28 protein-coding genes are annotated in these 25,674 nt (G+C 62.9%); 16 read left to right on the top strand and 12 right to left on the bottom strand.

Features of this window, described 5'->3' with window-relative positions; genetic code table 11:
* The first annotated feature begins 17 nt into the window (after window positions 1-17).
* Together DBIPINDM_RS33530 and DBIPINDM_RS33525 are read left to right on the top strand one after the other, a co-directional pair.
* Complete coding sequence (locus DBIPINDM_RS33530) at window positions 18-1,046, top strand: zinc-binding dehydrogenase (protein ID WP_258583237.1); 1,029 nt, start codon at window positions 18-20, stop codon at window positions 1,044-1,046.
* Window positions 1,047-1,059: 13 nt separating this feature from the next.
* Window positions 1,060-2,043, top strand: a complete 984-nt coding sequence (locus tag DBIPINDM_RS33525; RefSeq protein ID WP_258583236.1) for a lipid A biosynthesis lauroyl acyltransferase — start codon at window positions 1,060-1,062, stop codon at window positions 2,041-2,043.
* Window positions 2,044-2,070: 27 nt separating this feature from the next.
* Here DBIPINDM_RS33525 and DBIPINDM_RS33520 read toward each other — a convergent pair whose 3' ends face one another.
* Both DBIPINDM_RS33520 and DBIPINDM_RS33515 read right to left on the bottom strand, forming a co-directional pair.
* A complete protein-coding gene (locus tag DBIPINDM_RS33520) occupies window positions 2,071-2,505 on the bottom strand; it encodes an SRPBCC family protein (protein ID WP_258583234.1) in 435 nt (144 codons plus the stop codon).
* A gap of 16 nt (window positions 2,506-2,521) precedes the next feature.
* A complete protein-coding gene (locus tag DBIPINDM_RS33515) occupies window positions 2,522-2,902 on the bottom strand; it encodes an ArsR/SmtB family transcription factor (RefSeq protein WP_258583233.1) in 381 nt (126 codons plus the stop codon).
* A gap of 121 nt (window positions 2,903-3,023) precedes the next feature.
* Between DBIPINDM_RS33515 and DBIPINDM_RS33510 the strand changes: the two genes are divergently transcribed.
* The gene (locus DBIPINDM_RS33510; protein WP_258583232.1) at window positions 3,024-3,782 is read left to right on the top strand and encodes an alpha/beta fold hydrolase; all 759 of its coding nucleotides are present in this window, start codon (window positions 3,024-3,026) and stop codon (window positions 3,780-3,782) included.
* A 54-nt stretch (window positions 3,783-3,836) separates the two neighbouring features.
* Here the strand turns inward: DBIPINDM_RS33510 and DBIPINDM_RS33505 are convergent, their stop codons facing one another.
* Entirely contained in the window at window positions 3,837-4,277 is a 441-nt protein-coding gene (locus DBIPINDM_RS33505) for a hypothetical protein (protein WP_258583231.1), read from the bottom strand.
* Here DBIPINDM_RS33505 and DBIPINDM_RS33500 point away from each other — a divergent pair.
* On the top strand, window positions 4,245-4,748 hold the full coding sequence (locus DBIPINDM_RS33500; protein ID WP_258583230.1) for a class I SAM-dependent methyltransferase: 504 nt from the start codon (window positions 4,245-4,247) through the stop codon (window positions 4,746-4,748). The two genes, DBIPINDM_RS33505 and DBIPINDM_RS33500, sit on opposite strands and share 33 nt — an antisense overlap.
* On the opposite strand, the gene DBIPINDM_RS33495 is transcribed toward DBIPINDM_RS33500, so the two are convergent.
* The 3 genes from DBIPINDM_RS33495 to DBIPINDM_RS33485 all read right to left on the bottom strand — a co-directional run bounded on the left by DBIPINDM_RS33495 (window position 4,733) and on the right by DBIPINDM_RS33485 (window position 7,993).
* Window positions 4,733-5,911, bottom strand: coding sequence for an NAD(P)-binding domain-containing protein (locus DBIPINDM_RS33495; protein ID WP_258583229.1), 1,179 nt, complete (start codon window positions 5,909-5,911; stop codon window positions 4,733-4,735). The two genes, DBIPINDM_RS33500 and DBIPINDM_RS33495, sit on opposite strands and share 16 nt — an antisense overlap.
* Window positions 5,912-6,091: 180 nt before the next feature.
* Entirely contained in the window at window positions 6,092-7,120 is a 1,029-nt protein-coding gene (locus DBIPINDM_RS33490; protein WP_258583228.1) for an ATP-grasp domain-containing protein, read from the bottom strand.
* A 441-nt stretch (window positions 7,121-7,561) separates the two neighbouring features.
* Complete coding sequence (locus DBIPINDM_RS33485) at window positions 7,562-7,993, bottom strand: L,D-transpeptidase (RefSeq protein WP_258583227.1); 432 nt, start codon at window positions 7,991-7,993, stop codon at window positions 7,562-7,564.
* Window positions 7,994-8,213: 220 nt separating this feature from the next.
* On the opposite strand from DBIPINDM_RS33485, the gene DBIPINDM_RS33480 reads away from it, so the two are divergent.
* The 6 genes from DBIPINDM_RS33480 to DBIPINDM_RS33455 all read left to right on the top strand — a co-directional run bounded on the left by DBIPINDM_RS33480 (window position 8,214) and on the right by DBIPINDM_RS33455 (window position 15,989).
* Window positions 8,214-9,491, top strand: coding sequence for an acetylornithine deacetylase/succinyl-diaminopimelate desuccinylase family protein (locus tag DBIPINDM_RS33480; protein WP_258583226.1), 1,278 nt, complete (start codon window positions 8,214-8,216; stop codon window positions 9,489-9,491).
* Window positions 9,492-9,615: 124 nt separating this feature from the next.
* Window positions 9,616-11,094 (top strand): ABC transporter substrate-binding protein, encoded by a 1,479-nt coding sequence (locus tag DBIPINDM_RS33475; RefSeq protein ID WP_258583225.1) that lies wholly within the window; start codon window positions 9,616-9,618, stop codon window positions 11,092-11,094.
* Window positions 11,095-11,346: 252 nt separating this feature from the next.
* Window positions 11,347-12,294 carry an ABC transporter permease gene (locus DBIPINDM_RS33470; protein ID WP_258583224.1) on the top strand — a complete coding sequence of 316 codons (948 nt, stop codon included), beginning with the start codon at window positions 11,347-11,349 and terminating at the stop codon, window positions 12,292-12,294.
* Window positions 12,291-13,160, top strand: a complete 870-nt coding sequence (locus DBIPINDM_RS33465; RefSeq protein WP_258583223.1) for an ABC transporter permease — start codon at window positions 12,291-12,293, stop codon at window positions 13,158-13,160. The genes DBIPINDM_RS33470 and DBIPINDM_RS33465 overlap by 4 nt, the downstream gene beginning before the upstream one ends.
* Window positions 13,157-14,779 carry an ABC transporter ATP-binding protein gene (locus DBIPINDM_RS33460; protein ID WP_258583222.1) on the top strand — a complete coding sequence of 541 codons (1,623 nt, stop codon included), beginning with the start codon at window positions 13,157-13,159 and terminating at the stop codon, window positions 14,777-14,779. The genes DBIPINDM_RS33465 and DBIPINDM_RS33460 overlap by 4 nt, the downstream gene beginning before the upstream one ends.
* A 100-nt stretch (window positions 14,780-14,879) precedes the next feature.
* Complete coding sequence (locus DBIPINDM_RS33455; RefSeq protein WP_258583221.1) at window positions 14,880-15,989, top strand: tetratricopeptide repeat protein; 1,110 nt, start codon at window positions 14,880-14,882, stop codon at window positions 15,987-15,989.
* A gap of 74 nt (window positions 15,990-16,063) precedes the next feature.
* On the opposite strand, the gene DBIPINDM_RS33450 is transcribed toward DBIPINDM_RS33455, so the two are convergent.
* Both DBIPINDM_RS33450 and DBIPINDM_RS33445 read right to left on the bottom strand, forming a co-directional pair.
* Window positions 16,064-16,549, bottom strand: a complete 486-nt coding sequence (locus tag DBIPINDM_RS33450; RefSeq protein WP_258583220.1) for an NUDIX domain-containing protein — start codon at window positions 16,547-16,549, stop codon at window positions 16,064-16,066.
* A 44-nt stretch (window positions 16,550-16,593) separates the two neighbouring features.
* Complete coding sequence (locus DBIPINDM_RS33445; RefSeq protein WP_258583219.1) at window positions 16,594-17,025, bottom strand: TerB family tellurite resistance protein; 432 nt, start codon at window positions 17,023-17,025, stop codon at window positions 16,594-16,596.
* A 147-nt stretch (window positions 17,026-17,172) separates the two neighbouring features.
* Between DBIPINDM_RS33445 and DBIPINDM_RS33440 the strand changes: the two genes are divergently transcribed.
* The 4 genes from DBIPINDM_RS33440 to DBIPINDM_RS33425 all read left to right on the top strand — a co-directional run bounded on the left by DBIPINDM_RS33440 (window position 17,173) and on the right by DBIPINDM_RS33425 (window position 19,607).
* Complete coding sequence (locus DBIPINDM_RS33440; RefSeq protein ID WP_258583218.1) at window positions 17,173-17,958, top strand: TSUP family transporter; 786 nt, start codon at window positions 17,173-17,175, stop codon at window positions 17,956-17,958.
* A gap of 51 nt (window positions 17,959-18,009) precedes the next feature.
* Window positions 18,010-18,180, top strand: a complete 171-nt coding sequence (locus tag DBIPINDM_RS33435; protein ID WP_080511798.1) for a hypothetical protein — start codon at window positions 18,010-18,012, stop codon at window positions 18,178-18,180.
* 104 nt (window positions 18,181-18,284) lie between these two features.
* Complete coding sequence (locus tag DBIPINDM_RS33430; RefSeq protein ID WP_258583217.1) at window positions 18,285-19,115, top strand: helix-turn-helix domain-containing protein; 831 nt, start codon at window positions 18,285-18,287, stop codon at window positions 19,113-19,115.
* 72 nt (window positions 19,116-19,187) lie between these two features.
* Window positions 19,188-19,607 carry a VOC family protein gene (locus tag DBIPINDM_RS33425; protein ID WP_258583216.1) on the top strand — a complete coding sequence of 140 codons (420 nt, stop codon included), beginning with the start codon at window positions 19,188-19,190 and terminating at the stop codon, window positions 19,605-19,607.
* A 276-nt stretch (window positions 19,608-19,883) separates the two neighbouring features.
* On the opposite strand, the gene DBIPINDM_RS33420 is transcribed toward DBIPINDM_RS33425, so the two are convergent.
* Both DBIPINDM_RS33420 and DBIPINDM_RS33415 read right to left on the bottom strand, forming a co-directional pair.
* On the bottom strand, window positions 19,884-21,359 hold the full coding sequence (locus DBIPINDM_RS33420; RefSeq protein ID WP_258583215.1) for a cobyric acid synthase: 1,476 nt from the start codon (window positions 21,357-21,359) through the stop codon (window positions 19,884-19,886).
* A complete protein-coding gene (locus DBIPINDM_RS33415; RefSeq protein WP_258583214.1) occupies window positions 21,359-21,973 on the bottom strand; it encodes a dimethylsulfoniopropionate lyase in 615 nt (204 codons plus the stop codon). The genes DBIPINDM_RS33420 and DBIPINDM_RS33415 overlap by 1 nt, the downstream gene beginning before the upstream one ends.
* A 141-nt stretch (window positions 21,974-22,114) precedes the next feature.
* On the opposite strand from DBIPINDM_RS33415, the gene DBIPINDM_RS33410 reads away from it, so the two are divergent.
* On the top strand, window positions 22,115-23,281 hold the full coding sequence (locus tag DBIPINDM_RS33410) for an isobutyryl-CoA dehydrogenase (protein ID WP_258583213.1): 1,167 nt from the start codon (window positions 22,115-22,117) through the stop codon (window positions 23,279-23,281).
* A 45-nt stretch (window positions 23,282-23,326) separates the two neighbouring features.
* On the top strand, window positions 23,327-24,211 hold the full coding sequence (gene mmsB, locus DBIPINDM_RS33405) for a 3-hydroxyisobutyrate dehydrogenase (protein WP_258583212.1): 885 nt from the start codon (window positions 23,327-23,329) through the stop codon (window positions 24,209-24,211).
* Between the two features lie 280 nt (window positions 24,212-24,491).
* Here the strand turns inward: mmsB and DBIPINDM_RS33400 are convergent, their stop codons facing one another.
* On the bottom strand, window positions 24,492-25,130 hold the full coding sequence (locus DBIPINDM_RS33400; RefSeq protein WP_258583211.1) for a cytochrome c oxidase assembly factor 1 family protein: 639 nt from the start codon (window positions 25,128-25,130) through the stop codon (window positions 24,492-24,494).
* Between the two features lie 84 nt (window positions 25,131-25,214).
* Window positions 25,215-25,580: a hypothetical protein gene (locus DBIPINDM_RS33395; RefSeq protein ID WP_258583209.1), complete on the bottom strand. Its 366-nt coding sequence runs from the start codon at window positions 25,578-25,580 to the stop codon at window positions 25,215-25,217.
* Between the last annotated feature and the right edge of the window lie 94 nt (window positions 25,581-25,674).

Below are 25,674 nucleotides of genomic sequence, written 5' to 3'. Positions count from 1 at the left end.
CAGAACCGACAGGCCTTATGCGCGCACTGCAACTTATCGAGGACCGCCGTCTTGAAACGGTGGACCTGCCGCCCCCGCCGCCACCCGCACTCGGCGAAGTCACGCTGCGCATCAAGGCGGTGGCGCTGAACCATATCGACGTCTGGGGCTGGCGCGGCATGGCCTTTGCCAAGCGCAAACTGCCGCTGGTCGTCGGTGCCGAGGCCTCCGGCGAGGTCGAGACGGTCGGTCCCGGCGTTTCCAGCCTGCTGCCCGGACAATTGGTGTCGATCTATGGCGCGCGCACCTGCGGCCTTTGCCGCGCCTGCCGCGAAGGCCGCGACAATCTCTGCGAACATGTTTCCGGCGTTCACGGCTTCCATCTCGACGGCTTCGCGCAGGAGAAGATCAATCTGCCAGCGCGCCTGCTGGTCCCCGCCCCGCCCGGCGTGACCGACATTGGCGCCGCGGTGGCGCCTGTCACCTTCGGCACCGTCGAGCACATGCTGTTCGACAATGCCAGGCTTCAGCCCGGCGAAACCATCCTCGTCCATGCCGGCGGCTCCGGCATCGGCTCGGCCGCCATCCAGCTGGCGAAGCGGATGGGCTGCACCATCATCACCACGGTCGGCTCGAACGACAAGATCGACAAGGCCAAGGCGCTGGGCGCCGACCATGTCATCAACTACCGCGAAGACCGTTTCGAAGGCGTCGTGCGCAAGCTGACCAAGAAGAAGGGCGTCGATGTCGTGTTCGAACATGTCGGCGCCGACACCTTTGCCGGCTCGATGCTGTGCCTGAAGCGCGGCGGCCGCCTGGTGACCTGCGGCTCGACCTCGGGCGTGTCGACGCAGATCAACTTGATGCAGCTCTTCCAGCAGCAATTGAAGCTGCTGGGATCCTTCGGCTGCCGCATGGAGAATATGGCGAATGCCATGCAGAAGATGGCGGCGGGACAGGTCGCGCCGGTCATCGACACGGAAGTCGGCTTCGACGATATCGACGCCGCGCTGAAGCGCATGGAAGGTCGCGACGTCTTCGGCAAGATCATCCTGCGCGTCGCCTAAGGCCTTGACTTCGGTGCTCAAGAAGTTTCGCCGCGATCTCAGATTTCGCTATGGCAGGCAGTTGCGCCAGCTGAACTACTGGCTGGTTGCCCGCGCGGCGATGATCATCATTTCGGTGCTGCGCCTGCTGCCGGCCGACAGTGCTCTGAATTTCGCCGACCGCGTGGCGCGCCTTATTGGCCCCAGGGTCGGGCGTCATCAGGTCGCCATCGACAATCTGCGCAAGGCCTATCCGGAAAAGAGCCAAGACGAAATCCAGGCCATCGCCTCCGATATGTGGGGCAACATGGCTCGCCTCGCAGCCGAGTACATTTTCCTCGACGCCCTGTTCGACTATGACCCCGCGGCAACCAAACCCGGCCGCGTCGAGGTCAAGGGAACAGAGCATTTCGTCGAGATCGCGGCCGAAAAGCAGCCGCACATCGTCTTCACCGGCCATCTCGGCAATTTCGAGCTGCTGCCGGTGGCGGCCGCCACCTTCGGCATGAACATCACGGCGCTGTTTCGCCCGCCCAACAATCCCTACCTCGCCGACTACATCCTTTCGACACGCCGCTCGACCATGGGATCGCTGCTGCCGTCCATGGCCGGTGCCTCGTTCGCATTGGCAGGCGTCCTGGAAAACGGCGGCAACATCGGCGTCCTCGTCGACCAGAAATTCTCCAACGGTCTCGATACGACCTTCTTCGGCCGCCCCTGCCAGAGCAACCGCGTTCTCGGCACCCTTGCCCGCCACTATGACTGCGACGTCTATCCGGCGCGCTGCATCAGATTGCCGGGCAACCGCTTCCGGCTCGAGATCGAGGACAAGCTGATCTTGCCGCGCACCGCTGACGGCAGCGTCGACGTCCACGCCACCACCCAGATGCTGAACGACGTGGTCGAACGCTGGGTGCGCGAGGATCCCGGCCAGTGGATGTGGTTCCACAAAAGGTGGGAGATCACCAACTGGCGGCGCAAAAAGCCGGCGAAGCCGGCTCCCGTCCCGGGCACCTAACCCGGGACTTCGCGACACGGATTTCGCTTAAAAGCCGTTTGAAACCGTGTCCGCCAGATGGTCCAGTATATTTCCCCAGCCCCTGGTATGGCCTTCGACAATTGCCTGCGTCGGCAGACGCTCGTGGGTCAGCACGAGGTCGGTTTCATCGCCGCGCGGATCGAGTTCGACGGTTACCAGCGTGGTCACATTGTTCGTCAACGGACCAACCCAGGTGAAGACAAGCTTGCGCGGCCGGTCGATCAGCACATAGGTGCCGGATACCTCACGGCTTGCGTCCTGCGATGACATGAAAAGGCTGAAGGCTCCGCCGGGGCGAAGGTCACAGCTTGCCTTGCAATCGACCGCGCCCGAAAAGGGGCTCATCCAGCGAACCATCAACTCGGGTTGGGTCCACAGGTCGAAGATCTGCTCGGCTGTGGAGCTCACGCGCCGGCGTAACTGCACGGCCGGAGCCGTCATATCACCGTGAGCCATGCTAGCGATCCTTTGGCCTCACACGGTCCTTGTTGAGCTCGCCCAGCAGGTGCTCCATGGCGTCCAGCCGCTTCTCCCAATAGCGGCGCGTCCTGTCGATCCAGCCATCGACCTCGTCCAGCGAACTTTTATTGATGGAGAGAATGTGGTCGCGCCCTTTCCTCTGCCGCTCGACCACGCCGCTCGCTTCCAGCACGCGGATGTGTTTCGACACCGCGTTCAAGGACATCGGAAAGCGTTCGGCAACCTCAGTCACGCGCGCCTCGCCGCCCGAGAGCCGTTCGATAATCGCCCGCCGCGTCGGATCAGCTAACGCGGCGAATACCGCGTCGAGGCGCGCGGTGCGCGACGCGGCTTCCTTCGACGCTTCGATCTCAATCACGGCGATCTGCCCGCTCGATTCTTCGCTCTAAAAATACTCAACCAAAAGGTTGACAATCTGTCAAGCTGACGCTTTATTCAACCAAATGGTTGAGCAAATTTTGACAGCGAAGGAGAGCTCGATGCTAAACAAATTCATTGTCGCTGCGGCCGCGGCGGCCGCACTTCTGTCCGCTGCCGTCGCCCCGGCGCGGGCCGCGCCGGTCAAGAACGTCGTCATCGTCCATGGGGCCTTCGCCGATGGCTCCGGATGGCAGCGCGTCACCAACATTCTTGGCAAGGACGGCTATGCGGTCAGCGTGGTGCAGGAGCCGCTGACGTCACTCGCCGACGACGTCGCCGCGACCAAACGGGTGCTGGATCTGCAACAAGGCCCCACAATTCTGGTCGGCCACAGCTATGGCGGCGTGGTCATCACCGAAGCAGGCGATGCGCCTGACGTCGTCGGCCTCGTCTACATCGCCGCTTTCATCCCCGACAAAGGCGATAGCGCAGTCGCCCTGCTCTCGCAGGCTCCTGCCGCCAACAATGACTTGCGCGCCACCAGGGACGATTTCCTGTACCTTGACCCGGCCGCCTTCCCCGCCGATTTCGCTGCCGACGTCCCGGCTGCCGAGGCGAAGTTCATGGCACGGTCCCAACCGATGCTGGCCAAGGCCGCCGCCGGCGCGCCGGTGACGGCGGCTGCCTGGCACCAGAAGAAGAGCTGGGCGCTGGTCGCGAGCAAAGACCACAACATCAACCCCGATCTCGAACGCAGCATGGCCAAGCGGGCCGGCAGCGAAACGATCGAGGTTTCCGGCAGCCACGCGGTCTACCTTTCCAAGCCGGAGGAAGTGGCGCGTTTGATCGAACGGGCGGCAAAGGCCTCGGCTCAGTAGCCCGTCCGTCCAACACGGTCCCTCGCGAAGCTCGTGATCCAGACATTCGTAACTTTACTGGTTAGGGAATCTTAAACGCGCGCGGTGCAGATACCCCAGAAGATGTTCATCGACTGGGATGGAGCCCGTGGCATGACGAATATCGAGATGCCACGCCAGGATCGGGATGGCCTCGAGGATCGTTCGTTCGGCCGTTTTGGCCGGGCATGGTCCCATCTCCGTCAGCATGGCCTGCTGGAGCCGGTAAGGCTTGTCCATCGGCATGGCCTCGGCGCAAGCCTTGGTTTTGTCCGGCGCAACATCAGGCATATGTTCGCGGACCGTCTCGCCCGGAAATGGGATCGCCGGCACGGCGTCGATACGGCGGGCTCGATCCAGCTCGGCGCCCTTAATGTCGTCGGCCCGCACCGCGCCATGGGCAATGAAGCCGTCTGCACGTCGCCGAGAACCTTCGACTTCATCATGAAGTCGCTGCCCCGCGATCTCCACAAACATACATTCATCGACATCGGCTCCGGAAAATCACGAACGCTGTTGCTGGCGTCGCGATATCCGTTCGCCGAGGTCATCGGCGTGGAGTTCGCACGGGAACTGGTGGACATCGCCCGAAGCAACATCGAGCGTTTCAGGGACCCGTCGCAGAAATGCCGGGCACTCAGCGTCGTCGAGGCGGATGCGGCGGCTTACGATTTTCCCGAAGCGCCGCTGGTGGTCTATTTCTACAACCCCTTTTCAAAGGACGTTTTCGATATCGTCCTGAAAAATCTCGTATCGTCGCTCGAACGCCACCCGCGGGATTGTCTCATCGTCTACGGAAGCTCAAGCCACCGCGCCATCGATTGGGCGCGGCCCGCTATCCGCGAGACCGGTATTTTCAGGGAACTGCCCGTGCCGGCGATGCCCGGCTTCCTCGATGCGATCCGTCCTATCGACTATGCGGTCTTTCAGGTTCAGGCAGCAGTGTAGCTTCTGTCTTTGGCTCCTTGAATGAAACGGGCGACCATGCGCGCGGCAAACGGCGTGCCGGCGGTGAACCGCATCAGCGGGCCGAAACTGCCGACCGCGCTCGCGCCGACGAAATGCAGGCCGGGGATACTGGATTCGAACCCCGCGGAAAGCAGGGGCAATCCCTCCCGGCGTGCAATCGCGGCAAGCATGTCGGGTGCGAACAAACCGAGCTTGGCGATATCGATCCGGTAGCCCGTGCCGAGCAGGACGTGGTCGAAGGTGGCGGCACCTTTCTCGAACCGCAGTTCAATGGCATTGCTCTTGGCGGACGCACTGACGATCCTGCTGCCGGCATTGACCTTTATCCCGTCGAAGTCCGGCTTCAGCCAGCCCGTCGCGCCGGCGCCGAGGCTGCGCCTGTTGAGCCCCACCCGGGCTGCTTCCGGGAACCGGTGCACGAAGCCTGGGACTTCGACCAGCCAGGAAATCGGAAACGGGCCAACCCTGGATGGCGATGCAAGCCGCTCCGACAGGAAGTCGCGCAAGCTCCAGCTCTGCTTTCCCGAGAGCGCCCGGTACCCCAGCCAATGGATGTCGCCATGGCAGATGAGCTCGACATCGGCCCCGCTGCGTTTGAGCAGCGCGGCGGATTCGCAAGCGCTTTGCCCGCGCCCGATGACGGCGACGCGCTTGCCACGAAAGGCCTCATAACCAGTATGCTCACTGGCATGACTGACCAGTTCGCGCGGGATTCCGTCGAAGGCGGCGGGGATCAGCTGCTGGTTCATCAGGCCGGTGGCAACGACGACGCGGCGCGCCTTGACGGCATCGCCATCGGCCAGTGCCAGACGAAATCCGCCGTTCGCCTTCTCAACGCGGCCGACCCTGCGCGTATCCAGATCCGGAACCGCCTGGGCCTGAATCCACAATCCATAGTCGACGAAGTTTTCGAGTCGCAGCGGCTCACTCGGCGAGATTCCGAGGACTTTGGCGTAGGAATCGAGCGAGAGCGGACCTTTGGTGTGGCCGATATAGGTCGCATGCCAGGGCGAGCGCAGCCTCATGCCTCTCGGCATGTGATCGCGCCAGAACGACATCGCTCCGCCGAGTGTGAGCGTATCGACGCCTGCCCCTTTAAGGGAAGAAGCAACGGCCAGCCCAAAAGGACCGGCACCGATCACAGCCACCTCGCAGTCGGTCCTGGGCATGGAAGCGGTCATCTCAGCGGTCTCGCGTGTCTGTTTCTGTAAGCCGGATCGCAGCGGGGAACTCAGTCACGCCGCCGTCCTAAACATTCCCCGGTTAAGATTGCGGAAATGGAGGCTGTCTTCGCCGGGCCGGCAGCCGCCCAGGCTGGTGTCTCACAAGAGCCGAAGTATCCGCCGCGTCAGCACTCTCCAGGCCGTCAAGGGCACGTCGATCAGGCCCGGCATCGGGTCCTTTGCCTGGAATGTCGCCCATGCCCGCACTTTGGCAAATGAGCTGAAATAGGCTCGCTTCGTCAGCCGGCCGCTCGAGATCAGCTTGCCGGCCGCCACAATATCCCGAACCAGATACATCCAGGACGTAGTGGGCCGCGCTGCGGCCGTCTTTACCGTTTGCCCCGATTTGATCGCCCAAAGCATGGCGCCGAGATCGACGCCGGCGGCCGCGCCCAGCCCAAACCATGTCCAGGGCCGCGGATTGACGTCGAGCACCTTCATCGAGCCATCGCGCGCGTCGCGCTTGAATTCGACCTCGACCAGTCCATGATGCGCGATCGACCCAAGCAGCCGGCGTGCGGCCTCGATCAGTTGCGGTTCGTCAACGACCTCCACGAAGGTGCTGGTATAGCCGAAATCGACCGGATATTGGCGCGTGCGACGGGCGGTGAATTCCGCCACCGGCGCGCCCTTGTCCCAGAGCGCCGCGTAGGAGAACTGGCTCTCTCCTCCGCCCGGTATCATTTCCTGAACCACGACATTCTCGCTGCCGATCTCTTCAGCAGCCCATCTGTAGGCTGTCAAAAACGATGCCTTGTCATTGGTGAGAACGGCCTTGGCGCGCGCAAAACGGCTGCGCCCGCCCATGTGCGGCTTCAGGATCACGGGAAAGCGAAGTTCGGCTGCCGTTGCCTGCTCGAGCGACGTGATCTCATAGGTCAGTGGAACGGCAAGCCCCAGTTCGCGCGCCCGGCGGTAGAGAAGCGGCTTTTCACAAACCCATTTCAGCTGCTGCCATGGCGGCAGCACCACGTCGAATACGGCGGACAGCCGATCGATCGACTGCGATACGAAACGAACTTCCGGGTCTCCGCCGGCGATCAGCAGAAAGCCGTCAAGCCGCTGAACCTTGGCCAGATCGAGCAGGAAGGCAACGGCATCACTGTCATCGGGACCGGGCCACGTCATTGTCCGGTGGGCATATCGCGAAAAGCTGGGCAACGGGGTGTCGTTGCTCACCAGCCAGACAGGCACTTTCTGAACGCCGAAGCTCCTGGCTAGCGCTAGAGTACCGTGCGCCCCACCGAGAATGAGCACCCCGGCGGGCCGACTGGGAAGACGATCGTCCATCTCTGGCTGGGGATGCATCTGTCAATTCCGGCAAACGGCACGCAATGGCAAGTTTCCCGGCGAACCGATTGACCGCCTGCAATATTTAAGCGAACCCTAATAATTCAAAGCCCGGTACTGCTGATTGTCCTCAGTCAGGCAATGGCATGGAAAGCACACCGCTTATCCCTCGGCAATAGCCGTCTGTATCGGAACAGGTAGAACCTGGCCGATTGTTGTAGCCGCCAGTAGAAAGTCTCGCGCCGGGCTCGGGCCCGGCAACGAGAATTCGCGCGGAAACTAGTTGGTGACGACAATGCGCGTGTTGCCGAAGCCCACTTCCCGCACCATCGAATAGAAGGTCGCGGCATCGGCGGTGTGCAACCGCACGCAGCCATGCGAGGCCGGACGGCCGAGCTGCCTGACGGCGCCCGTCCCGTGGATGGCGTAGCCGCCATGGAAGAACACGGAATAGGGCATCGGCGACATGTCGTATTTGCGCGAATACCACATCCGCGCGGTCCGCTGCGGTCGGTAAGTGCCACGCGGCGTGAAATAGCCCGGACGCGCGGTCGACACGACCCAGCGATAAACCTCCGACCCGTACCGCACCGTCATCGTCTGCGACGACACGTCGATATTCGCTTCCAACATCGCCGCGTAACTTGCGGACGGCGTACCAAACAGCGCGGTTGCCAACATCGCCGCTGCCACGAGAAAGAACTTCTTCATGCGATCAAACCCCTTTGATTGCCCCTTGCCTGCTTGCCATCACGTTGTTTTTCACCTTTTTAATGGCAGTGAACAAATAGCACACACTCCTTGATCAATTCGCCAATCCAAAGCAGCGAATTTGAACGATTTCCCGCGATAGTTGCCGTAACGACACGTCGCAGGGACTTGATTGCCGGTGGGCTTGCAATGCAACGTCGATCGCTGCTCAACTCTCCCGATGAACGAGAGACTCCTGAAAGCAATCGATGATAGGCGCGACGATGTCGTCGCGCTCACCACCGACCTCATCCGGTTCCCGACCATCAATCCACCCGGCGAAGCCTACCGGCCATGTGCGGAATTTATCGGCGCGCGGCTGAAGAAGCGTGGTTTTGAGATCGAATTCATCCGCGCCGAAGGCACGCCCGGCGACACCGATCGCTACCCGCGCGTCAATGTCGTGGCCCGTTTCGACGGCCGGTCACCCGGCGCCTGCGTCCACTTCAATTCGCATATCGACGTGGTCGAGGCCGGTGACGGCTGGACCGTCGATCCCTTTGCCGGTGTCGTCAAAGACGGCAGGGTCTATGGCCGCGGCGCCTGCGACATGAAGGGTGGCCTGGCTTCCTCGATCATCGCGGCCGAAGCCTTCATGGACGTCTATCCCGACTTTCCCGGCGCCATCGAAATATCCGGCACGGTCGATGAAGAATCGGGCGGTTTCGGCGGCGTCGCCCATCTGGCCAGGCTCGGCTATTTCTCCAAACCCAGGGTCGACCACGTCATCATCCCCGAGCCGCTGAACAAGGACCGCATCTGCCTTGGCCATCGCGGCGTCTGGTGGGCGGAGATCGAGACCAAGGGCGAGATCGCGCACGGTTCGATGCCGTTTCTCGGCGACAATGCGGTGCGCCATATGGGTGCCGTGTTGCAGGCCTTCGAGGACGAACTGTTCCCGGCGCTCGACCGCAAGATGACGCGCATGCCGGTCGTGCCCGAAGGCGCAAAACGCTCGACCATGAACATCAATTCCATCCATGGCGGCCAGACAGAGGATTTCCGGCCCGGCCTGCCCTCGCCCAACGTGCCCGATTCCTGCCGGCTGACCATCGACCGCCGCTTCCTGCTCGAGGAAGATCTCGCCACGGTCAAAGGCGAAGTGACCGGTATTCTCGAGCGGCTGAAGCGCGAGCGCAAAAAATTCGATTACGAGATCCGCGACCTGATGGAAGTGCTGCCGCTGATGACCGAGCGCGATGCGCCGGTGGTCAAGGCGGTGGCGCAAGGCATTCATGCGATCTTCGACCGCGAGCCCGACTACGTCATCTCGCCCGGCACCTATGACCAGAAGCACATAGCCCGCATCGGCCATATCTACGACTGCATCGCCTATGGACCCGGCATTCTCGACCTCGCCCACCGGCCGGACGAGTGGGTCGGCATAGAGGACATGGTGGAATCGGCCAAGGTGATGGCGATCGGCCTCAACGTGCTGCTGCGCGGCACAACTGGATGAGCGGCCTGCGGCGCAAAAACATTTCTCCTGGCGCGGCGCGACAGCACGAAACGCAATTTACTCCCGCGCGAAATCACGCTTCTATCCGCCGGCTTAAGCATTTGAGCACATGGGGAGTTCAGCGATGAAACTTTGGAAGACCCTTCTGGCCGCTGCCGTGCTGGCGTTCGCAACCGCCACCTCGGCGTTTGCCGCCCGGACCGATCTTGTCATCGGCATCCCGCTTGAACCTCCGCATCTCGACCCGACGGCGGGAGCGGCCGCGGCAATCAGGGAGGTCACCTACGCCAATGTGTTCGAGGGCCTGACCCGAATCGGCCCGAACAGCGAAGTCCTGCCGGATCTGGCTGAGAGCTGGACCGTTTCCGATGACGGCAAGGTCTACACCTTCAAGCTGCACACCGGCGTGAAATTCCACGACGGCACCGATTTCAGCGCCGACGACGTGAAGTTCTCGCTCGACCGTGCCCGCGCGGAAAACTCAATCAACGCGCAAAAACAGCTGTTTGCCGCCATCGACAAGGTCGAAGTGGTCGACCCTGCCACCGTGAAGGTGACGCTCACCCATCCGCAGGGCTCGTTCCTCTACAATATGGGCTGGGGCGACGCGGTGATTGTGTCGCCGAAATCCGCCGACACCAACAAGGAAAAGCCTGTTGGCACCGGCCCCTTCAAGTTCGAAAGCTGGGCCAAGGGTTCATCGATCACCCTGGTGAAATCAGATCATTACTGGGGCGCTCCTGCTTTCCTCGAAAAGGTCGAGTTCCGTATCGTTCCCGATGCCGCAGCGGCGGTGCCGGCGCTGCTTTCCGGCGATATACAGGCTTTCCCCTTCTTCGATCCCGACAGCGTCTCTCAGGTCAAGGATGATCCGCGCTTCAAGGTCGTGGTCGGCGCGACCGAAGGCGAGACCATCCTGTCCATCAACAACAAGAAGCCACCCTTCGACAAGCTGCAGGTGAGGCAGGCGATCTCCTATGCGCTCGACCGCAAGGCGATTATCGACGGCGCCTCGGCTGGGCTCGGCCTGCCGATCGGCTCACATATGTCGCCGGCCAATAAATATTATGTCGACCTCACCGGCCGCTATCCGCACGACGTGGCCAAGGCCAAGGAACTGCTGAAGGAGGCAGGACTGGAGAACGGCTTCAAGGCCACGTTGAAGCTGCCGCCGACGTCCTATGCGCGGCTCGGCGGCGAGATCATCGCCTCGGAGCTCCGCGACGTCGGCATCAACCTCGAGATTATCCCCGTCGAGTGGGCGCAGTGGCTGGACCAGGTATTCACCAAGAAGGACTACGACCTGACCATCGTCTCCCATACCGAGCCGAACGACATCGATATCTACGCGCGCAAGGACTACTACTTCAATTACGACAACCCTGCCTTCAACAAGGTCATCGCCGATCTGGAACTGACGTCCGACGAGGCCAAACGCAAGGAATTGTATGCCCAGGCGCAAAAGATCCTGGCCGACGATGCCGTGGTCGGCTTCCTCTACGAACTGCCCAAGGTCGGGGTCTGGGACGCCAAGCTGCAAGGGTTGTGGGAAAACGCGCCGATCCCCGCCAACGACCTGACCAAGGTGAAGTGGAGCGAGTGAGGTTCGTTTCGTCATCCTAGGGCGAAGCAGGCGCGCAGCGACTGCGCAGACCCTAGGATCCATTCCGTGACTTATGAGCGCCCCTGCGGTGCTGAATTTGGGAGACTTCGCAGTGAAGACAGAAAGAGGCGACGCTGGTTCTGGACCGTCGCACTCTTCGAACTCCCTCACGGCATGCATCCCAGGGTCTCCGCGACGGAGCTTCGCTCCTGCTTCGCCCCAGGATGACGACGCGACCAGCGTCGGGCGTCCATGACCGCCTATCTCCTCAAGCGCCTGGCCATCTCCCTCGCCACGCTGGTCTTGGCTTCCATCGTGGTGTTCGCCGTGCTCGAAATCCTCCCCGGCGACCCGGCGCGGCTGATGCTGGGCATGAATGCCAGCGCCGACCAGGTGGAACTCCTGCGCGACCAGATGGGTCTCAACGCGCCGCTTGCCCTGCGCTATCTGCACTGGGCCGGCGGCCTGCTCAGCCTCGATTTCGGCCGCTCCTACACCTATTCGGTACCGGTCATCGACCTCGTGCGCGAACGGCTTGCCGTGTCTCTGCCGCTGGCACTGATCGCGCTTGCGCTCTCCACCCTCATCGCGATTCCCGTCGGCCTGTTTTCCGCCAGCCGGCGCGGCCGGGCCGGCGACACGATTTCCATGGGCGCGGCACAGCTCGGCGTCGCCGTGCCCAATTTCTGGTTCGCGCTGATGCTGATCTATGTCTTCGCCGTCTGGCTGCGGCTGGTCCCGGCCGGCGGCTTTCCCGGCTGGGGCGCTGGCATCTGGCCTGCGCTAAAATCGCTGCTGCTGCCGGCGGTAGCGCTTGCCTTGCCGCAGGCGGCGATCCTGGCGCGCGTCACACGCTCGGCGCTGATCGAGGTGCTGAACGAGGACTATATCCGCACCGCCCGCGCCAAGGGCCTGCCCTACCGCACTGTCCTGTGGCGGCATGCGCTGCGCAACGCCATGATCCCGGTGCTGACCATCCTCGGCCTGCAATTCGCCTTCCTGCTCGCCGGCACCATCATCATCGAGAATGTTTTCTATCTGCCCGGCCTCGGCCGGCTGGTGTTCCAGGCGATCACCCAGCGCGACCTGATCGTCGTCGAAAGTGTCGTCATGCTGCTGGTCGCCGCCGTCATTGCCGTCAACCTGGTCGTCGACCTTTCCTATGCGGTCGTCGATCCGCGCCTGAGAAGCCGGCAATGACGCTGCACATCGACATCCCCGAGGAGACGCTCAGTGGCATCCTGGCCAAGGCGTTCCGGAACACGGCTTTCGTCACCGGCTTCGTCATCACCTTGCTGATCCTGGCGATGGCTGTCATCTCCTATATCTGGACGCCTTACGACGTGACGAAGCTGGTCATAGCGGACAAGACGCAAGGCCCCTCGCTGGCGCACTGGTTCGGCACCGACCATTTCGGCCGCGATATCCTGTCGATGATCATGGTCGGCGCCCGCAATTCGATCGCGGTGGCGCTGGTCGCGGTTGGCATCGGCATGGGAGTCGGCGTGCCGCTCGGCGCTTTCGCCGCGGCGCGCGGCGGCCTCGTCGACGAGGCGCTGATGCGCATCAACGATCTCGTCTTCGCCTTCCCCGCGCTGCTGTCGGCGATCATGATAACAGCCATTTTCGGACCCGGCGCCGTCAACGCCATCATCGCCATCGGCATCTTCAACATCCCGGTCTTTGCCCGCGTCGCCCGCGCCGGCGCGTTGGCGATCTGGCCGCGTGAGTTCATCCTTGCCGCGCGCGCCGCGGGAAAAAGCAGCACGCAGATATCGATCGAACATGTGCTGCCCAACATCGCTACGCTGCTGCTGGTGCAAGGCACCATCCAGTTCGCGCTGGGCATCCTGGCGGAGGCCGGGCTTTCCTATCTCGGCCTCGGCGCTCAGCCGCCAATGCCGAGCTGGGGCCGCATGCTGTTCGACGCGCAGACGCGCATGGTGGTGGCGCCGTGGATGGCGATCTTTCCCGGCATGGCGATCGTCATCACCGTGCTCGGCCTGAATCTCCTCGGCGACGGTATCGCCGACATCCTCGACCCGAAATCGCGGCGGCAGCGATGAGCCTGCTGGAGATCGAGAACCTGTCGCTGGCGATCGGCGACACGCCGATCCTGAAAGGCATCGAACTCTCCGTCGAGCCCGGAGAGGTGATGGGACTGGTCGGCGAATCCGGCTCCGGCAAGTCGATGACCGCACTGACAATGATGCAGCTCCTGCCGCACGCCGCGCGCGCCACCGGTCGCGTCACCTTCGATGGCATCGACATTCTCGCGGCAACCGAGGACCAGATGTGCGCGCTGCGCGGCGACGACATCGGCATGGTGTTCCAGGAGCCGATGACGGCGCTCAATCCGGTCAAGACCGTCGGTGAGCAGGTCGCCGAAGGCATACGCTGGCACACCAAGGCCACGCGCGCGGCGGCTGAAGAGCGGGCGCGAAAAATGCTCGACCGCGTCGGCCTGCCCGAAGCAAAATTCCCGCTATCGCGCTATCCGCATGAACTCTCCGGCGGCCAGCGCCAGCGCGTCGTCATCGCCATCGCCTGTGCGCTGAAGCCGAAGCTCCTGATCGCCGACGAACCGACGACCGCGCTCGACGTGGTGCTGCAGGCGCAGATCCTCGACCTCTTGCGCGACCTCGTCGCGGAGAGCCGCATGGGCCTGCTGCTGATCTCGCACGACCTCGCCGTCGTGACCGAGATGGCCGACCGCATCACCATCCTGCGCCATGGCGAGGTGATGGAGGCCGGCGATACTGCGCGCACACTGTCCGAACAGCTCCACCCCTATACGCGCCAGCTGGCGCAGGCCTCGATGCATGTGCCGGCACGTGCCAAGGTTCACGCCGCCGGATCGGCCAAGCCGCTGCTTGAGGTCGAAGGCGTGACGCGCGATTATCCGGGCCGGCGCACCTCTCTGTTCAGACGCGCCGCACCGATCCGCGCCGTCGACGATGTCTCTCTGTCGATGGCGCCGGGTCAGTCGGTAGCGCTGGTCGGCCGCTCCGGTTGCGGCAAGTCAACGCTTGCCCGCATGATCCTGGCGCTCGACCGGCCAAGCTCGGGCACGATCCGCTTTCGCGGCGAGACCATCACCGGCAAGAGCGAAGCCGAATTGAAGCCAGCCCGGCGTGACATGCAGGTCGTCTTCCAGGATCCCTATGGCTCCTTCGATCCGCGCCAGAAGGTCGAGAAACTGGTCGCCGAACCCTTGCATGTGCTCGACAACAAGCCGACGCGTGCCGAGCGCCGCGAGATGGTGGCGCAGGCGCTGCATGAGGTTGGCCTCGACCAGCGCGACATGGACAAGTATCCGCACGAGTTTTCCGGCGGCCAGCGCCAGCGCCTGTCGATCGCCCGCGCCATCATCACTCGTCCGAAACTGGTCGTCGCCGACGAGCCGGTCTCGGCGCTCGATGTCTCGATCCGAGCGCAAATCCTCGATCTGTTCGCCGAGCTCAACCAGAAACTCGGCATCGCCTATCTCTTCATCACCCACGACCTGACCGTCGCCCGCGCCATCACGGACGAGGTGCTGGTCATGCATGACGGCAAGATCGTCGAGCGCGGCAAGACGAACGAGGTGCTCGACCATCCGCAGTCCGAGGCCGCCAGGGCGCTGGTTACCGCCGCGCCGGACCTGCACAGGGCAATCGCGAAACGGATGCAGGAACAGGGGTAAAGGCCCCACAAACCTCGCTCGCAACGCATATACCAAGCGCAAAAATCCAAATATGGTTTGGAGAACCAAACAAGCAGGAGGCTCCATGCGGTCGCGTCGAATGATTGTCGCCGGCGTGTTCGGATTGCTGATGGCGCGGGCGGCCTTTGCCGATCAACCGACTGAGTGCGACCGTCTTGCGGGCTCGCCCACCGATCCGAATCGGGTCGGCACGGGGATTGGCCTCTACGGGATCGAAGCGGTCGACGCCATCGCGGCTTGCGAAAAGACGCTGGCCGCCGACCCGAACAATCCGCGCCTGCTTTTCAACCTCGGCCGGGCGCATGAAGCGAGCGGGAGTGTCGGGTCGTCGTCGGCCGATGAAATGGCACTGGCCGGCCGAAGCCATAAGAGCGCCGCGGACCAGAACTATCCCGCGGCGCAGGTCGCGTTGGCCGCCTTCTATTGGCACGGCAGCGATGGTTTCCAACAGGACAGCAAGCAGGCCATCCTCCTTCTGGAAAAGGCGATGGCGTCGGACGCCACGGAAGCCAAGTCGCAGCGCCGCGACCTGTTCGCGGATACGACCTTCGCCACCGACCCCCGCGAAGCGCAGATCCAATTCATCAAGGAGGCAGCCGACGCCGGCGACGCGGACGCACTCCATGCGCTCGGCCTGCCGTTGAGCCTGGCTGAAGACAGGCAAGCAGACGTCGTCCAGCTCTGGCACCAGGCGGCGGCGCTCGGCAGCGCCCAGGCAGCGTTTGATCTCGCAAGGATGTATTTCAGGGGCAAAGGCGGCCTGTCGACGAACCCGGAAGAGGCGCTGCGACTGATCCAGAAAGCCTCGGCCGGCGACGATCCCCAGACGTGGGACTTCGCGGCAAAGGCCTATGAGCGGGGCAGCTACGGCCTGCCGAAGGACGACAAGCAGGCTGCCCGGCTCTTCAGGCAGGCCAGCGATGCTGGCAACAAATACGCGCTGTACGACCTCGGCGGGTTCTACGAGGACGGCAAAGGCGGGTTGCCACAAGATTCGCGTGAGGCGGCACGCCTTTACAAGCTGGCGGCTGATCAAGGCAACGAAGACGCCGTTGTCGCCCTCGCCCATGACATGGCGGAGGGTCGAGGAGGCTACGAAGCGGACAAGGCCAAGGCGGTCGCGTTTTTGAAGCGTGCCGCACGCTGGAGTGCGCAGGCGAAGGACGAACTGACGAAGATGGGCGGGTGACACAGGGGTGAACGCCGCCGTGAACGTTCGTGGAGCACCTGGACGTCACCAGCAATCCTGTCGAAGAATGCAGGTCAAATCATCTGGAATTTTCCGGTAGCCTTGAACCGGAGATAGGCCTCGATGCTGCGCGCCATGTTGGGCAGCATTTCGGGCAAGCCGTCGACAGCGAACCAGCCGACGGCGCTGCTCTCGTCGTCGGTGACGGCCGGCTCGCCTTCAAACGAGCGCGCGTAGAACATCAGCGCGAAAAACTGGGTGCGGTCACCATTCGGAAATTGGAAGGTTTCATATTCCGGGTCGCAGCCGAACCCGAACGGCTCGACGTCGCTGACGACCAGTCCGGTCTCCTCGATGACCTCCCTGATCACCACCGCTTCCAGCCCCTCGCCTTCCTCGGCATTGCCGCCGGGCAGGCCCCACAAACCAAAATCGGTCCGCTTCTGCAACAGGATGCAACCGTCGGCACGCTCGATGACGATGCGCGCGCCAGGCATGAGCACCAGGCGATCCCCGATCAACGCCCGCAATTGTCCTAGGTAGCTGTCGGCAAAGCTCACTCAGATACCCCCAAGCTTCGGCGATTCGCTATCCACGCAAGGCCTCAGCTTTCCGGCTTCACCACATCGACGGGACTGATATCGAGCAGGTCGAGCGTGCGGCGCAAGAGGCGCACCTCGCTCTCGGCCAATTGCGAATCCGCCTTGGCGATCTCCGCCATATGCTGGGCCAATTGCTTGCGGCGTTCGACGTCGAGATCGCGAAACAGCGCAATCGCCTGCGAGCCATTGGTCTCGTAGCCGAACTCGTTGAGATATTCGATGACCGCGTCGATGCTGGTTTCCGGAATGCCGAAGGCGTCCTTGCAGATGCGCCGGAAGGCAACCATCTCGCTCTCGCTGACCGTCCCGTCGGCCAGGATCATGCGGAACAGCATCAGAAGTTCCGCCGACAGGACTGGATCGTCCGCAACCTTGCGCACGCCCGGGTCGCCGTCGAAGATCGAGCGTATCTGGTCCAGCAATGCGAATGCCATCAGGGTCTCTTTCCGGGTTAACTGCGCACAAATGAAAATCCAAGCGCGATGCGCTTGGATAGAGGTAGCGCGGAATCGGCCTTGCGCAAACAGGGCGGTCGTGGTCGAACGCCGTTATCCCGCCGACCGGACGTCTCCGCACATCAGATGATCGCCCTCACCACCCAGACAATCACCATGCTCGCCTTCGCCGCCTTTGCCGCGGGCTTTGTCGATTCGATCGCCGGCGGCGGCGGGCTGATCACCATCCCCGCACTGCTGCTTGCCGGTTTCTCGCCGGTCGCGGCGCTTGGAACCAACAAGCTGCAAGGCATGTTCGGCTCCGGATCGGCGACCATCCATTATGCCTCCAAGGGCCATGTCGATCTCCGCCGGCAATTGCCCTCGGCGCTGCTGGCACTTGTGGGGAGTGCCATCGGTGCGCTGCTGGCCACGATCGTGCCCGGCGATCTCCTGCGCGCCCTGCTGCCCTTGGTGCTGATCGCCATTGCACTCTATTTCGCGCTCAAGCCCAACATGAACGATGTCGATCGAGCCGAGCGCCTGTCGCCATTCCTGTTCGGGCTGACCCTGGTGCCGGCCATCGGCTTCTATGATGGCCTGTTCGGCCCCGGCGCCGGCTCCTTCTATATGCTGGCCTTCGTCGCCCTTGCCGGCCACGGCGTGCTCAAGGCGACGGCGCACACCAAATTGCTCAACTTCGCCTCCAACATCGGCGGCTTCATCGTCTTTGCCGCTGTCGGCGTCATCTCCTGGAAGATCGGCCTGATGATGGGCGTTGCCCAGTTCCTCGGCGCCCGCGTCGGCGCCAGCCTGGCCATGCGCATCGGCGCCAAACTGATCAAGCCGCTGCTGGTGATCGTCTGCGTGGCGCTGGCGGTGAAACTGCTGGCCGATCCGGCCAACCCGCTGCGTGTCATGATTGGTGTGTGATCACGCGCCTGTTACAATGACGCTGTTCGAATCATGTTGGAGGAGCCACGCATGAATCTCAGTGCGCCTACCCAGATTGTTTTCATCATTTCCCTTGTCATCGCCATTATCGGCATTCTCGCCGCGCTTGGCGTTCTCGCATTTATCCCGCTCGCATCGGTGTGGATCGTTCTCATTGCCTACATCGTGCTCGCCGCCGGCTGCCTGATGCGCGGCGCCTGACAAGTTTCCCTTGAAGTGGGGACAGAGAGCGCCCGGCCAAAAAAGCCGGGCGCTTTTGATTCCGGCCGACGGCTGATAGATTTATCTCGGCGGAAGGATGGCCAATGCCGATCGAGACGCAGCGCCGGAAGGAACAGGATCGCTCCATCGCAGGGCGCTTCGAGATGCGCCGGCGCCTTCCCGATCCTGCGCTTGATGGCATCATCACCGACATTTGCGGCTATCGTGAAATCGCGGTCGGCCATTTCCGCAATGTCGAATACGCCTCGCTGACGGTGCCGCTGGTGATCAGCTTCGCCGAGCCCTTCGCCATCGGCCTCGGCAAGGCGCCCGGCGACAATGACCGCTTCGCCAGTTTCGCCGCCGGCCTTTTTGCAGGGCCGGTGATGATCGAATCCTTCGGCGCTGCCTGCTGTGTGCAGATCAACTTCACCCCGCTTGGGGCACGCCGTTTCTTCCGCCTGCCGATGAGCGAACTGACCGACAGCATGGTCGTCCTCGATGACGTGCTGGGCGCCGAGGGCATGGCACTGCGCGAACAGCTTGGCAACGCGCCGGACTGGACGACGCGTTTCGATCTGGCCGAAGCCTTCGTTACCACCCGGCTTGCGAGCACCGCCGAAACGCCGCTCGAAATCGCCTGGGCCTATGACCGCATCATCACATCAGGTGGCCGGACCCGGATTGCATCGATCGCTGAAAGACTGGGCTGGAGCCGCAAACACCTCGCCGAAAAATTCACCGACGCGACCGGCATCGGCCCGAAAACACTGTCGCGCATCGTCCGCTTCAACCGGGCGCTCGGCCTGTCGCGGCAGCCGACGGCCGACTGGGCCGATATCGCCGCCGATTGCGGCTATGCCGACCAGGCGCATCTGGTGCGGGAGTTCCGCGACTTTGCCGGCGAGACGCCAACGGCACTTCTCAGCAGGTAACATTTCTTCAAGACGCTGGAACGGCCTTCGCCCAGATTGGGGCATCGACCAACCCCACTGAAGGAGATCAACATGACCACCAGCAACGAAGCCCCCCGCCTCTACCCTGCCCTGCGCTATAAAAACGCGGCGAAAATGATCGACTGGCTCTGCGAAGCCTTCGGCTTCAGCGTCCGCGCCCGCTACGGCGAAGGCGATGTCGTGCACCATGCCGAACTGGTCTTCGGCGCCTCGATGATCATGCTGGGCAGCACGCGCGATGACGACTACGGCAAGATGGTCGGCGAACCCGGCACAGGCGGCGGCAAGTCGATCTATATCGCCGTCGACGATGCCGATGCCGCCTATGCCAAGGCCAGGAAAGCCGGCGCTACCATCATCCAGGAATTGACGAACCGCGACTATGGCAGCCGCGAATTCATCTGCCGCGATCCGGAAGGCAGCGTCTGGTCGTTCGGCACTTACTGGCCGAAGGCGGGAGACAAGGGCTGAACATCATTCGTTTCGGCGAACCTTCATCGATGATTGGCCGAAGCCTCCCAACTTCGTCATCCTAGGGCGGAGCAGCCGCGTAGCGGCGTCGCGGAGACCCTGGGATCCATGCCGCTACCTCAGTCGTGGGGTGCAGCGGTGCAGAATTCTGCACCGAAGCAACGCTTCGAAGTCGCGGCATGGATCCTATGGTCTGCGCCGCGTCGCTTCGCTCCTTGCTTCGCCATAGGATGACGAAGCGATGGGTGCTCCCTGCTAATCACTAGCGCCGTAAAATCACCGCGCCAGCCCAAAAATCGCGTCGCAGTCGAGGTGGCTCTCCAGCTCGGCCGCGACGTCGTCCAGCGCCTGTTCGACGTCGGCGCGATAGTTGATGCCGCCACCCTTGATGCCAAGGCTTTCCAAAAATTTCCCGCGAAAGCCGTCGGCGCCGAACAGGCCATGCATATAGGTGCCCGACACCTTGCCATCGGCCGAGATCGCGCCGTCCGCGACACCATTGATGATCGCCGACGGCCGTATCGTGTCCGGGCCGGTGGTGCGGCCGAGATGGATTTCGTAGCCTTCGAGCGGCAGGTCGAATTGGACCGAGCGGGCGCTCACATTGCGCACCATCTTCTCCGGCTCCATCACCGTTTCGATATCGAGCAGGCCAAGCCCTTCGGCTTCGGTGACGCTGCCTTCGATGCCGTCGGGATCGCGCACCGTGCGTCCAAGCATCTGATAGCCGCCACAAATGCCGACGACATGGCCGCCGCGCTTGCGGTGCGCGGCAAGATCCCGGTCCCAGCCATTCTCGCGGAACTTTATGAGATCGCCGATCGTCGACTTCGAGCCTGGAATGACCACCAGCCCGGCATCGGCCGGCAGCGGCTTGCCGGGTGGCACGAACACCACTTCGACCTGCGGTTCGGCCTTGAGCGGATCGAGATCATCGAAATTGGCGATGCGGCCAAGCATCGGCACCACCACCTTCAGCGCACGCGCCTCACCGGACGCCAGCCGCTCCAGCACCACCGAATCCTCCGAGGGCAGCCGCGCCGCCGCCTTCAGCCACGGCACGACGCCAAAACAGCGCCAGCCGGTGAATTTCTCGATCGCCTTCAAACCGTCATCGAACAGCGAAACATCGCCGCGAAACTTGTTGATGAGATAGCCGACGATCATGCGCCGGTCTTCTTCCGGCAGGATCAGATGCGTGCCGGCGACCGAGGCGATGACGCCGCCGCGATCGATATCGCCGACCAGCACCACCGGCACATTGGCGCGCGTGGCAAAACCCATATTGGCGATGTCGCGGTTTCTGAGGTTGATTTCCGCCGGCGAGCCGGCCCCCTCGACGATGACCAGATCGGCGCCCTCGCCCACCTTCGCCCAGGAGTCCAGCACGGCGTCCATCAGCCGGCCCTTCAGTGCCTGGTAGTCGCGCGCCCGCGCCTCGCCGAACACCTTGCCCTGGACGATGACCTGCGCGCCGACATCGGTCTGCGGCTTGAGCAGCACCGGGTTCATGTGGACCGATGGCGCCACGCCGCAAGCGATCGCCTGCAGCCATTGCGCGCGGCCGATCTCGCCGCCGCCATGGTTGTTGTCGCCGGGAATGTCGGCGACCGCGGCATTGTTCGACATGTTCTGCGGTTTGAACGGCCGCACCTTCAGGCCGCGCTTTTTCGCGGCGCGGCACAAGCCGGCGACCAGCACCGTCTTGCCGACATCCGACCCCGTGCCTTGCAGCATGATCGCCTTGGCCATCAGTTCCGGCCCTGCGTCGCGGTTCCGGTGATCGTGGATTTCTGCGCCAGCGGCCCGCCGCGCCAGATGTAGAGCGCCAGCAATGGTTCCCTAGCCGTTCGCATGGCGTGGTTGACATTCGAGGCGTGGTGCACGACCTCGCCGGCCTCCCGCTTGCGAAAACCGCCCTCGCCCATGCGCCATTCGGTGCCGCCGGTCAAAGGAATGTAGATCTCCTCGGCGACATGGTGGTGATCAGGATAAACGATATCAGGTCCAAGGATCAGCAGCCCGGCCGCCACCGCGTCATCGGCGAAATGGCCGCGCGTTCCGAACACTTCCAGCCAGCCGTAATTGTCGATGAAGGTTTTGCCGAAATCCGCCTCGGTGTAGGTCTGCCCCCAGTGCAATTCGTTGCGCTGCTCCGCCAGCACTTGCACCAACGGTTTCGCAGCCGTCGGCGCCAAGTCTACTGCACGATCGAGATGACGCAGGCAGCCGAGCGGACGCGGCTCCAGCGCACGGGCCGGCATGTCCCAACCGATCCGCGCCACGGCGTCGCGTACCAGGGCATTGTCTATAGAAGCGAGATAGGCGTGGAGCCGTCCCAACAGTTCATCGAATTTTGTCGTCACATCTCGCTCCGGACATGCATTGACGCACAACTGCTCCGCAGGGATCGGGTTGCGCGGCGGCATCATTGGTCTAGATTGATGCCCGCGCAAAGCCAAAAACGACAGGCCAGCGGGCTAGCTGGCACATAGGGAGAGAACGCCATGGACGCCGCGGTCGATGCGAGCACCAGCCAGTTCGAACTCAACGAGGAGCAGCGCGCCATCCAGAAGATGGCGCAGGCCTTCGCCGCCGACCGCGTCGCGCCGAATGCGCTCGACTGGGATCGCCGGAAACACTTTCCCGCCGATGTGATTCGCGAGACCGGACCGCTCGGCCTCGGCGGCATCTATGTCAGGGACGACGTCGGCGGTTCCGCCCTCGGCCGCCTCGACGCCGTGCTGATCTTCGAGGCGCTGTCGCATGCCGATCCGGGCTTTTCGTCCTTCATCTCGATCCACAATATGGTGGCCTCGATGATCGACCGCTTCGGCAATGAGGAGCAGCGCCAGCGCTTCCTGCCGAAGCTGACTTCTATGGAATGGCTGGCGAGCTTTTGCCTGACCGAGCCGGGCTCCGGCTCGGATGCCGCGGCGCTCAAGACGCGCGCGGTGAAGAGCGGCGGTGACTATATCCTCAACGGCACCAAGCAGTTCATTTCTGGCGCCGGCGACAGCGACATCTATGCCGTCATGGTGCGCACCGGCGCAGATGGACCGAAAGGCATTTCCACCGTCGTCGTGCCGAAAGATGCGCCCGGCCTCTCCTTTGGCGCCAACGAGCACAAGATGGGCTGGCATATGCAGTCGACCCGGCAGGTCATTTTCGAGGACTGCAAGGTGCCGGCGGAAAACCTCTTGTCGGGTGAAGGCGCCGGTTTCGGCATCGCCATGGCCGGCCTCGATGGCGGCCGGCTGAACATTGCCGCCTGTTCGCTGGGTGGCGCCCAGTCGGCGCTCGACAAGGCGCTGTCCTACACGGCCGAACGCAAGGCCTTCGGCTCCAAGATCAATCAGTTCCAGGCGCTGCAGTTCAGGCTGGCCGACATGGAGACCGAGCTGCAGGCGGCGCGTATCTTCCTCTATGCGGCAGCCTCCAAACTCGACCGCAAGGCGCCGGATGCCGGCAAATGGTCAGCAATGGCCAAACGCTTCGTCACCGACACCGGCTTCAACGTCGCCAACGACGCGCTGCAATTGCTGGGCGGTTACGGCTATCTGCATGACTACGGCATCGAGAAACTGGTGCGCGACCTGCGCGTCCACCAGATCCTCGAAGGCACCAACGAGATCATGCGCGTCATCATCGCCCGCGCCCTGATCGGCCGCTGAAGCCAGCAAGAAGTCGAGAGTCAGCAAGAACTTGGGAGTGAGACAATGACGACGATCGCCTTCATCGGCCTTGGCAACATGGGCAATCCGATGGCAGCCAACCTCGTCAAATCAGGCCATACGGTGCATGGCTTCGACTTGATGCCAGAGAATTTGACGGTCGCGCGCGAGCACGGCATCGTCGTCATGGCCAACGCGCCAGCCGCCGTGAAAGACGCGGATGTGGTGATCACCATGCTGCCGGCGGGCAAGCACGTGCTGTCGGTCTATGAGGACATCGCGCCCAAGGCAAAAAAGGGCGCGCTGTTCATTGATTCTTCGACCATTGACGTTGAATCAGCGCGCAAGGCGCATGCGACAGCCGCAAAGCACGGCCTGTTATCGATTGATGCACCCGTTTCCGGCGGCACCGGCGGTGCCGCGGCCGGAACGCTGACCTTCATGGCCGGTGGCTCCGACGATGCCTTCGCCGTCGCCGAGCCGATCCTGAAGCCGATGGCCGGCCGCATCGTCCATTGCGGCGGCGACGGTGCCGGCCAGGCGGCAAAGATCTGCAACAACATGATCCTCGGCATTTCGATGATCGGCGTCGCCGAAGCCTTCGTGCTGGCGGAAAAGCTCGGCCTGTCGCATCAGGCGCTGTTCGATGTCGCCTCGACCTCGTCAGGCCAGTGCTGGTCTTTGACCACCTATTGCCCGGTGCCCGGCCCGGTGCCCACTTCGCCCGCCAACAGGGATTACAGACCGGGTTTTGCCGCGGCACTTATGCTGAAAGACCTGAAATTGTCCCAGGAAGCAGCACTTGGCGCGGGCGCGGTGACCCCACTCGGCGCCGAGGCGGCGCAGCTCTACGCCCTGTTCAACGCCCAGGGGCATGGCGGCGCCGATTTCTCCGGCATAATTAATTTTCTCAGGGGTAACCCAGCGTAACCGACGGATTTAATGGGCTTTTCCGGATCCGTCCGGCCGAAAAGCCGCAAATTTAGATTTGCTTAAGCTCTCGATAACTCTGCGGTAACGATGTCCCTATAAAACGGATTGCGAGGCGGACATATCGCATCCGCCCGGCGCTCCGGATCAGGTCTCGCGTACCGGAGCCCGTAAGTTTCGCCAAGTGTTTGCGTAGCGAAACGCCATGCGTATCTGGCAAAGCCGCGTTCCCGATGGAGCGCGGTTTTTGCGTTTCTGGAACTATTGCTGCGTCGTCCGATTATATTTTGGTTACCGCATCTGGACTGGCGAAATGGTCCTCATCGACCAGCACGATTGGTGCCCCTCCCGCCATGACGACAAGCAGGCGCAGGTTCCATTTTCCTGCGCTGCGCACGGCATGCGACATCACCCAACCCCATCCGTGGCTGCCATGGATGGGAATGCTGAGCTGGGCGTCGCCCGAGCCGTTCCAACCGGTCTGGACGCTGCCAAGCACCCAATAACCGGCGTCAACATCGTCACCGAGGGCCGTCTTGACGCGGTCATCGGCGCGCACCGTCTCCATGGTTAGCCGGTAGGCGTCGCTGCTCTTCAGCAGACGAGGGACGATGCCGACCACGGCGGCAATGCCGACAAGCCCGACCACGAAGACAATGAACCCGGCGATCGCCCAGTTGCGTTGGACCCTGCGGAAATGTTCGGCATCGCGCCAGGAAACATTCTGCCACGCCCAACGGCTGCCCTTGGCGCCCAGCACGAAGAGCATAACAATGTTGACCAGCGGGACGAACATCAACAGCGCGATGAAGGTGCTGTTGCCTATGCCCCAGATCCAGTTGAGGAAGAAGGCGCCCCAGTTCCAGCGATCGAGCTCGGCCGGAATTTCAGCCGGCTGGTTGAGCGGTTGTCCGGCCATGATGTCCCCCATCGGTGCGCCTGCCGATCGGTTCTAGCGCATGATCCCGACAATGCGCAAAATCAAAGTTCCGCAGCGCCCAATTCACGCCTTTGACGAAAGCCGGCGAAAATTCGCCTTCACCGCGCGGCTGGCCGGCTTCAGCGCAGCGCTCATCGACCGTTCAGCCGCGACGCCGTTAAACAGCGACGGCGTTCGACCGGAAAGGACTTCCGGCCAGAACCGCAATGTCGACTGCAGGAAGGACATCTGCGCCGCGAATGCGCCCTCGGCGATTGCCGCGGTCTTCTCGTTCACAGCACGCGCGATTTCGGTGCCCCAGGGCTGGCTGCTGCCGGCGTCCATTGCCATCAGCGGCAGGCGCATCATTGCCACCAGCGGCGCCAGCATCAGATCCGCGCCGATGCTGGCTGCTTCTTGCGCGCGTCGGCTCTTGCCGGTTTTTCTCATGGAAATGAACCCCTTGTCGCAGCCAGGCCGGCCGCTGCCTCACACACTACGCGCGGAGGATGAAGTTTGTTCCCCATCGCGGCAGCATGTTTCT

The sequence above is a fragment of the Mesorhizobium sp. AR02 genome, from assembly GCF_024746835.1.
GTDB lineage: Bacteria > Pseudomonadota > Alphaproteobacteria > Rhizobiales > Rhizobiaceae > Mesorhizobium.
This window is presented reverse-complemented; position numbering and strand designations above follow the sequence as displayed.

Excerpts from the sequence above, each read along its gene's own strand:
- DBIPINDM_RS33530 (WP_258583237.1), top strand. The coding sequence starts at position 18 with ATGCGCGCACTGCAACTTATCGAGGACCGCCGTCTTGAAACGGTGGAC.
- DBIPINDM_RS33520 (WP_258583234.1), bottom strand. The coding sequence starts at position 2,505 with ATGACGGCTCCGGCCGTGCAGTTACGCCGGCGCGTGAGCTCCACAGCC.
- DBIPINDM_RS33510 (WP_258583232.1), top strand. The coding sequence starts at position 3,024 with ATGCTAAACAAATTCATTGTCGCTGCGGCCGCGGCGGCCGCACTTCTG.
- DBIPINDM_RS33500 (WP_258583230.1), top strand. The coding sequence starts at position 4,245 with ATGAAGTCGCTGCCCCGCGATCTCCACAAACATACATTCATCGACATC.
- DBIPINDM_RS33505 (WP_258583231.1), bottom strand. The coding sequence starts at position 4,277 with ATGTTTGTGGAGATCGCGGGGCAGCGACTTCATGATGAAGTCGAAGGT.
- DBIPINDM_RS33490 (WP_258583228.1), bottom strand. The coding sequence starts at position 7,120 with ATGACGTGGCCCGGTCCCGATGACAGTGATGCCGTTGCCTTCCTGCTC.
- DBIPINDM_RS33485 (WP_258583227.1), bottom strand. The coding sequence starts at position 7,993 with ATGAAGAAGTTCTTTCTCGTGGCAGCGGCGATGTTGGCAACCGCGCTG.
- DBIPINDM_RS33480 (WP_258583226.1), top strand. The coding sequence starts at position 8,214 with ATGAACGAGAGACTCCTGAAAGCAATCGATGATAGGCGCGACGATGTC.
- DBIPINDM_RS33475 (WP_258583225.1), top strand. The coding sequence starts at position 9,616 with ATGAAACTTTGGAAGACCCTTCTGGCCGCTGCCGTGCTGGCGTTCGCA.
- DBIPINDM_RS33470 (WP_258583224.1), top strand. The coding sequence starts at position 11,347 with ATGACCGCCTATCTCCTCAAGCGCCTGGCCATCTCCCTCGCCACGCTG.
- DBIPINDM_RS33465 (WP_258583223.1), top strand. The coding sequence starts at position 12,291 with ATGACGCTGCACATCGACATCCCCGAGGAGACGCTCAGTGGCATCCTG.
- DBIPINDM_RS33460 (WP_258583222.1), top strand. The coding sequence starts at position 13,157 with ATGAGCCTGCTGGAGATCGAGAACCTGTCGCTGGCGATCGGCGACACG.
- DBIPINDM_RS33455 (WP_258583221.1), top strand. The coding sequence starts at position 14,880 with ATGATTGTCGCCGGCGTGTTCGGATTGCTGATGGCGCGGGCGGCCTTT.
- DBIPINDM_RS33445 (WP_258583219.1), bottom strand. The coding sequence starts at position 17,025 with ATGGCATTCGCATTGCTGGACCAGATACGCTCGATCTTCGACGGCGAC.
- DBIPINDM_RS33440 (WP_258583218.1), top strand. The coding sequence starts at position 17,173 with ATGATCGCCCTCACCACCCAGACAATCACCATGCTCGCCTTCGCCGCC.
- DBIPINDM_RS33435 (WP_080511798.1), top strand. The coding sequence starts at position 18,010 with ATGAATCTCAGTGCGCCTACCCAGATTGTTTTCATCATTTCCCTTGTC.
- DBIPINDM_RS33430 (WP_258583217.1), top strand. The coding sequence starts at position 18,285 with ATGCCGATCGAGACGCAGCGCCGGAAGGAACAGGATCGCTCCATCGCA.
- DBIPINDM_RS33425 (WP_258583216.1), top strand. The coding sequence starts at position 19,188 with ATGACCACCAGCAACGAAGCCCCCCGCCTCTACCCTGCCCTGCGCTAT.
- DBIPINDM_RS33420 (WP_258583215.1), bottom strand. The coding sequence starts at position 21,359 with ATGGCCAAGGCGATCATGCTGCAAGGCACGGGGTCGGATGTCGGCAAG.
- DBIPINDM_RS33410 (WP_258583213.1), top strand. The coding sequence starts at position 22,115 with ATGGACGCCGCGGTCGATGCGAGCACCAGCCAGTTCGAACTCAACGAG.
- mmsB (WP_258583212.1), top strand. The coding sequence starts at position 23,327 with ATGACGACGATCGCCTTCATCGGCCTTGGCAACATGGGCAATCCGATG.
- DBIPINDM_RS33400 (WP_258583211.1), bottom strand. The coding sequence starts at position 25,130 with ATGGCCGGACAACCGCTCAACCAGCCGGCTGAAATTCCGGCCGAGCTC.
- DBIPINDM_RS33395 (WP_258583209.1), bottom strand. The coding sequence starts at position 25,580 with ATGAGAAAAACCGGCAAGAGCCGACGCGCGCAAGAAGCAGCCAGCATC.